Genomic DNA, 6,320 nt, shown 5'->3' with positions numbered 1-6,320 from the left:
TACCCAAGACCCGACCCACCTCACGCTGGGACGATACAAGCTAGGTTAACTCCCATCTTGTGGTCAGAAGCGGTGGTATGAGTCTTTCTTGTGATAGGAAAGCCGTTGCTCTGACAGAGGCTGCTTTCCCGGGCTGGCCGAGGCCACGCTCGAAATCAGCCACTACATCACCTATTATAACGCCGAACGACGGCATTCTTCGCTCGGTTACCAAGCGCCCAATCACTTCGAAACCCAATTCTGTCCGGCTTAGCTAGACCACCCCAGTGAGCATAAAGCAACCATGGTACTGGCTGTGTTACTTCAGTTTGGGATTTCTCTTTTGGTTACGGCTGGGCAAATGGTAGTCCTTCATCCCTTGCAAAATGTATACTTCAATTTTCTATCTGGTCCTTATCTTGAATAGCATTATGAGATGAATTATTGGATGCTCAGCTACTGGCAGGGCCTAGAATTGCTGGTTCAGCACGATAGCCGACCGCATATTCGGGTAAGCGGTCAAAGGCGAGAGCTTCTCGACGCTAACCGTCTATTACTAAGCAATGCTGATCGGACGCGGCTGGAGGTGGTAGCAGATTATAAAGAAGCTGATTACTTTCTAACAACCTTTCGTTGGAAGGTATATCCCTACGAGAAGTTCCCAACTGCTTCTTACACGCTTCGGCGTTCGGGTAAAAGAGTGTTATCCATTTTTCAGGTCAAATAAAGGGACAATTGGCAATCGGTAACATTCATTCCGGTGTAACTTTGTCGACCTTAATATTTAGCACCTTTTAATGAAAAAAATTATTTACTCCTGCTTAGCGCTAACGCTGGCAGCCTGCGGCGAACAATCTTACAAATCAGCAAATTCTTTAGCTTACAACGACTTTGAAAGTGTTGACGGCTGGTTAGCCGGAGCCCAAGTGCCTAGTCTTACCAAGGAAAAAGCTCATTCAGGCAGCTATTCGGTCAAAGTAAGTGTTGGCAACGATTTTAGCATGGGTTATAATAACTTACTTGGTAAAATAAGCTCTGGCCGGCTGCGTAAAGTGAAGGTGCAAGGGTGGGTATTTTTGCCTGATGATAAAACCAATGCTGTGTTAGTGACGGTGTTGGCGGATGTTAAAAATCCACAAGCCAATAAAACTATATTATGGGAAGGCATAAATTTGTTGAAGGCGGCCAACTCGTATAATAAATGGGTGAAGGTGGAGAAGGAGATAGTGATTCCTGAAACGGCCACCGCCTCAGACCAAATGTTGGTTTATCTCTGGCGCAACGACAGTGCTCAACCAGCTTACTTGGACGACCTAGAGATTTCACGCATCGAGTAATAAGCTATCCGAGCAGGTTACAAGACGTAAGGTTTTGTAAACTAGCTACTATTTCAAGGGGTCAGCATTTCGGATACGCTTTGAGAGTGATTGTCGCCCCACCTGTCCAAAGCGCACCTGCTAGATGGCCACCGTCCCCGCGCTCCGGGCCGACAGGAACTCGATGCTCCCTTCTTCGGACTGCGCACAGTCTAGGGCGTGTTCTCAAGAACGTTAGCGGGGATAAAATCGTAGGAGGCTTCTTTTCAAGATGAACACCGACCGCACGCTGCTCACCGACACTCATTGGGCGCTGATTTCACCCCTCTTGCCCGGCCGCGCGGGCCGGCGCGGGGTGGTGGCCAGAGACAACCGGGGCTTTGTCGAAGTTGTGCGCTGGGTCGGGCGTACGGGCCTGCCGTGGCGGGACCTGCCCCCGCACCTGGGGCCGTGGCACCGGGTATTCGTGCGCTTCAGCCGTTGGCGTAGCCGGGGCGTGTGGGCCCAGGTGCTGGCCGCGCTCCAGGCGGCCGGCCACGCCGTGCCCAGCCCGCGCCAGCGGCAAGTGCAACTCGATTCAACCACCGCGCGGGCCTACCAGCACGCGGCTGGGGCCCGTAAAAAAAGGCCCGCAGGCCCTCGGGCGTAGTCGGGGCGGCTTTTCGACCAAGTTGCACGTGGCCGGTGACGGGGCGGGCGGCTTGCGGGCCTTTGCCCTGACGGCGGGCCAGGCCGGCGATGCCCCGCAAGCGGCCGACCTGCTCACCCCGTTACTGGCCCCGGCCCGGCAGGTGCTAGCCGATACGGCTTACGATTCGGATGCCTTGCGGACCCAAATCGCCGAAACCGGCGCGGTGGCCGTGATTCCACCGCGCCCCAACCGCCTGCAGCCGCCCCATCTCGACCCCTTGACCTACCGCGATCGCAATCAGGTTGAACGGCGCATCAACCGCCTCAACCAGTTCCGGCCTATCGCTACCCGCTACGATAAACTGGCCGATTCCTACGCCGCCTTCGTTCAACTACGAGCCATTACCCTCTACCTAATTTGAGAACACGCCCTAGAGCCACTAGTTGGGTGTAAACCGGTATTTTTGAGGTGATCTAGCTAAGCCGGCCAGAGTTGAGACGTTACTTGAAGGTGGGTTTCGAAGTAGTTAGGTGAGTGGTAGCCGAGGGCGGAATAGCGTCGTTCGGCATTGTAGTAGGCGATGGCTGACTTCGAGCGTGGCTTCGGCCAGTACGGGGAAGTGGCCGCCATCAAGCAATTCGGCCTTAAAGCGGCTCCGAAACGATTTAGTGTGGGCGTTGTCGTAGCAATTGCCCCGGCGGCTCATGCTTTGCAGCGCACCGTGGCCGGCGAGTAAATCCTTGAATTGCACGATCTCATAATGGCTGCCCTGGTCGGAGTGCACCATGAGCCCGGCTGGGAGCCAGCACAGGGCCTCGCTCACGAGGTCCTCGGGCATGGTTTTGCGCACATCCTATGTGCCGCCGCGGCACCAAAGTCCACGACTTTGCACGAGCAACAGCCGAGCCATTTGGCCAAGTACAGCCAGCCGGCGCCCTACCAGGTACGACCCACCCACACCCGGTTGAGGGCCGTGGGGCCGGCTGGTCGAGCAAGCGGTTGGGCGCGGCACGCACGGCTGGGTCGGAATCGGTCGTGCGGAGCACAAACCTGAGGCTGCTGGGTCGTACCCGATGAGGGCGCGTAGCCCGTGGGCGTGGAGCAAGCAGCGGATGCGCCAGCGGCCCACGACGTGACCCTGGGCCTGAAATATCCAGTTCCTGCTCGGCCAGTTTGAGGTGGGTGTGCCGGGCCCGTACCTCCGGGTCACGCACCATTTCTTCACTGCCGACCTCGGCTACAATCTGACCCTACTGCCAGTGGTAGAGCCACTTGAGACTGATGCCCTACCGGGTATGATCCGACTGCCGGATGGCGGCTCTCGCTGGCCAGGGGCAGGGCATCGGCCTGAAACCCCTCGTCGTATTTACGTTGTTTATCGGGCGGCGTTCCGCTCTTTTTGGCTGTCATGACAGAAGAAACGGGCGACGAATATGGCCAAGTGTGGGAAGAAATAAAGGCGTTGGGCGACAGGGCCTACATTCGGCTGCGTGGTGAGAATTCTGGGGTCGAAAGCCCGTTACTGTGGCGTCGAAATACACCTATTCCGGGCTCAACTGTTTTCACCACCTGTTCATCTTCATGAAGAAGCCCGAAAATCATTGACTTACATACGGATTATGTGGTGCAACTGTCTTTTCGGGTGAACCCGCTTCCCTATTCGTAGGGGTTAGGCCTTAAGGAGTTTACCGGATAGGTTGTGTCCTAATACTTATACGGATTATTAGTATTATTAATAGCTTGTACAGTACTTTTTGGGCGGTGGTACAGCGGTGCAGGTCCTACTGCCCAAGCAGTCCGTACTTGACAATGCAGAAAATGGCCCGGAATCCATCACGCCAGCCAATTTTCTTGCCTTCGGCATAGGTGCGACCATAATAACTGATACCTACTTCGTAGATGCGAACCTCTGGTATGCGAGCTATTTTAGCGGTTACCTCCGGCTCAAAGCCGAAGCGTTTCTCTTCCAAGCGGAGGCGCTGGATGATATCGCGCCGGAAAAGCTTGTAGCAGGTTTCCATGTCGGTGAGGTTCAAATCGGTGCACATGTTCGACAGAAACGTTAGCATTTGATTGCCGATGCTGTGCCAGAAGAAGAGCACACGGTGCGGGTTACCTCCCATAAAACGCGAACCGAAAACCACATCAGCAAAGCCTTTCAGAACAGGTTTAATCAGCAAATTATACTCTTCAGGATCGTACTCCAGATCAGCATCCTGAATGACGACATAGTCGCCGGTGGCTTCCCGAATACCGGTGTGCAGGGCCGCGCCCTTACCTTGATTCACAGCGTGCTCCAACAAGCGTAAGCCAAGTTCGGGGTAGCGTGCCGCGTAGGTTCGAATAGTATCGGCCGAAGCATCGGTGGAGCAATCATTGACAAGGATAATTTCCTTGCTGATATTGTCTACCAGTTTCAGTTCGCGCAGTAAATCCAAAATCTGGTGGATGGTGCGAGCTTCGTTATAAACCGGGATGACGATGGAAAGGCTGTCGAATTTTACCAAAACAGGCGGCGGTTAGCGTTCGGCAAAAGTAATAAAGCCAAGTGCTTCAAGCGCAGCATAGCCAATAAGATGACTCAAGCCGCGGCGCATTTCACAAACTACCCGTACGTCCGCCGTCCACTGGTACGCTGGTGCCGGTGATGTAGTCGGCTGCTGGTGAGGCTAGAAAGACTACAGCCGCTGCCACTTCTTCAGCCAATCCGAAACGTCGAGCCGGAATTAGCTTCAACATTTCGGCTTCAATAGCCTCGGTAGACTGACCTGTTTGGGCGACTTTTTTATCGATGAGCGAAGTATGACGCTTAGTTAGGGTAGCGCCAGGCAGCACGTTGTTCACGGTGATACCCTGTGGACCAAGCTCATTGGCTAGTGTTTTGGCCCAACTGGCTACAGCACCGCGGATGGTATTACTAACTCCTAAGCCCGGCAACGGAACTTTTACTGACGTGCTAATAATATTGATGATACGTCCAAAACCAGCCTGCTGCATAGCGGGCACCACAGCTTGGGCCAGTAAGTGGTTGGCCACCAGATGCTGCTCGAAAGCAGCACGGAAATCGTCGGGTGTAGCTTCCAAGATAGGGCCACCAGGAGGGCCGCCCGTGTTATTTACCAAAATGTCGAAGCGCGTACCTGAAGAACTCAGATATGCGCGCACAGTGGCAGCCAGAATCTCGGGGGCCGTAAAATCAGCGGCGATAAAATTATGCCGCTGGCCGGCGGGCGTAGGCAGCATGGCGGCTACTTCGCGTAACCGTTCGGCATCGCGCGCCAGTAATGTAATGGTTGCTCCTTGTGCAGCGAGAGCCTCGGCAATGGCCCGGCCAATGCCTTGGGTGGAGCCACCCACAAGAGCATAATAAGGAAAGAGGTTCATTTATGAAGTCAAATTTGTATCCTGAGCAAGGAAGCACTACTCGGATAAGCTGGCCGGAAAAGTTAATATGTAAAAGTGTAAAATTGCGCAGCTAATTCACATAGAATTTCAAAGCAAATGTATTGATAACAGAATCCTTTTAGTTCTGCTTAATAAAATCGTCCACTCACTGCCCATATAAATGTTGGCTCACCTTTCCAAGGTGCCCTCAGTACTACATACATAATTGAAGTACCCACATCCGCTTTTCATTTTGCACAATGTCTAGGTATCACCTCTGCTTGGTGTACTAGGTTGCACGGACAACTATCTTTGCGTTCGGGACTAGTATTGATGAGATTAGTGACCGTGCTTGGGCCGCTTTGGCGCCGCATTTGTCTGGTAAAGCAGGTAACGTTGGCCCTACCGGCGCCGATAACTGGCTTTTTCTCAGCACCGTATTTTGGGTGGCGCGCCACGGGTGCGCCTGGCGCACGCTGCCGGGCGGCTTTGGCAAGCACGACCCGCTGGGCAAACGCCGCCGGCGCTGGGCCCAACAAGGCATTTGGCAGCGCTTGTTCGAGGCCGTGCAAGAACTCGATTGAGATGGGGTGATGCGCGATTCAACCGTGGTGCGGGCCCACGCGCAGGCGGCGGGCAGCCGAAAAAAAGCTGCGCCGGCGACGAGGCACTCGGCCGCAGCCGCGACGGGCTGACGACCAACATCCACGCCTTGGTCGACGCGTTGGGCAACCCGTTGCACGTCGTGCTCGGGCCCGGTCAACAGGCCGATTGCCCGCCCCCTTATTCGGCTTATCGACCGCAACCTGTACCGCGACCGCAGTAAAGTTGAACGGTTTTTTAGTCGCCTCAAACCGTTTCGCCGGCTGGCTACGCGCTACGACAAAACGGCCAGCAGCTTTCTGAGAATGGGAAAGTTCGTCTCAGCCATTTTATGGCTCCGTTAATTGTCCGTACAACCTAGGTGTATAGTCCCAAAGAGTGATGGTAAATTTTCCGGGCAGGAATTT

5 protein-coding genes and 3 pseudogenes are annotated in these 6,320 nt (G+C 54.4%); 5 read left to right on the top strand and 3 right to left on the bottom strand.

Annotation, left to right across the window (positions count from 1 at the left end; translation table 11 throughout):
* Nucleotides 1-121: 121 nt before the first annotated feature.
* The 3 genes and pseudogenes from WX88_RS29225 to WX88_RS29735 form a co-directional block, all read left to right on the top strand.
* Nucleotides 122-253: pseudogene (locus tag WX88_RS29225) on the top strand (IS3 family transposase); the annotation flags it as partial.
* Between the two features lie 523 nt (nt 254-776).
* Nucleotides 777-1,316, top strand: coding sequence for a carbohydrate binding domain-containing protein (locus tag WX88_RS26260; protein ID WP_046247402.1), 540 nt, complete (start codon nt 777-779; stop codon nt 1,314-1,316).
* A 250-nt stretch (nt 1,317-1,566) separates the two neighbouring features.
* Nucleotides 1,567-2,347, top strand: a pseudogene (locus tag WX88_RS29735) (IS5 family transposase).
* Between the two features lie 105 nt (nt 2,348-2,452).
* Here the strand turns inward: WX88_RS29735 and WX88_RS32285 are convergent.
* From WX88_RS32285 to WX88_RS26235, 3 genes are all read right to left on the bottom strand, one after another.
* Nucleotides 2,453-2,764: a DDE-type integrase/transposase/recombinase gene (locus WX88_RS32285; protein ID WP_156176469.1), complete on the bottom strand. Its 312-nt coding sequence runs from the start codon at nt 2,762-2,764 to the stop codon at nt 2,453-2,455.
* Between the two features lie 943 nt (nt 2,765-3,707).
* Nucleotides 3,708-4,433, bottom strand: a complete 726-nt coding sequence (locus tag WX88_RS26240; RefSeq protein ID WP_046247400.1) for a glycosyltransferase family 2 protein — start codon at nt 4,431-4,433, stop codon at nt 3,708-3,710.
* Nucleotides 4,434-4,524: 91 nt separating this feature from the next.
* Entirely contained in the window at nt 4,525-5,310 is a 786-nt protein-coding gene (locus tag WX88_RS26235) for an SDR family oxidoreductase (protein ID WP_046247399.1), read from the bottom strand.
* Between the two features lie 308 nt (nt 5,311-5,618).
* Between WX88_RS26235 and WX88_RS32280 the strand changes: the two genes are divergently transcribed.
* Complete coding sequence (locus WX88_RS32280; protein WP_394331769.1) at nt 5,619-5,894, top strand: transposase; 276 nt, start codon at nt 5,619-5,621, stop codon at nt 5,892-5,894.
* Nucleotides 5,895-6,056: 162 nt separating this feature from the next.
* Nucleotides 6,057-6,257: pseudogene (locus tag WX88_RS32275) on the top strand (transposase); the annotation flags it as partial.
* Between the last annotated feature and the right edge of the window lie 63 nt (nt 6,258-6,320).

This window comes from Hymenobacter terrenus (assembly GCF_000972495.1).
Classification (GTDB): Bacteria; Bacteroidota; Bacteroidia; order Cytophagales; family Hymenobacteraceae; genus Hymenobacter; species Hymenobacter terrenus.
This window is presented reverse-complemented; position numbering and strand designations above follow the sequence as displayed.

What these genes read in the sequence shown, in the direction of transcription:
- WX88_RS26260 (WP_046247402.1), top strand. Translation starts at nt 777, where the DNA reads ATGAAAAAAATTATTTACTCCTGCTTAGCGCTAACGCTGGCAGCCTGC.
- WX88_RS32285 (WP_156176469.1), bottom strand. Translation starts at nt 2,764, where the DNA reads ATGCCCGAGGACCTCGTGAGCGAGGCCCTGTGCTGGCTCCCAGCCGGG.
- WX88_RS26235 (WP_046247399.1), bottom strand. Translation starts at nt 5,310, where the DNA reads ATGAACCTCTTTCCTTATTATGCTCTTGTGGGTGGCTCCACCCAAGGC.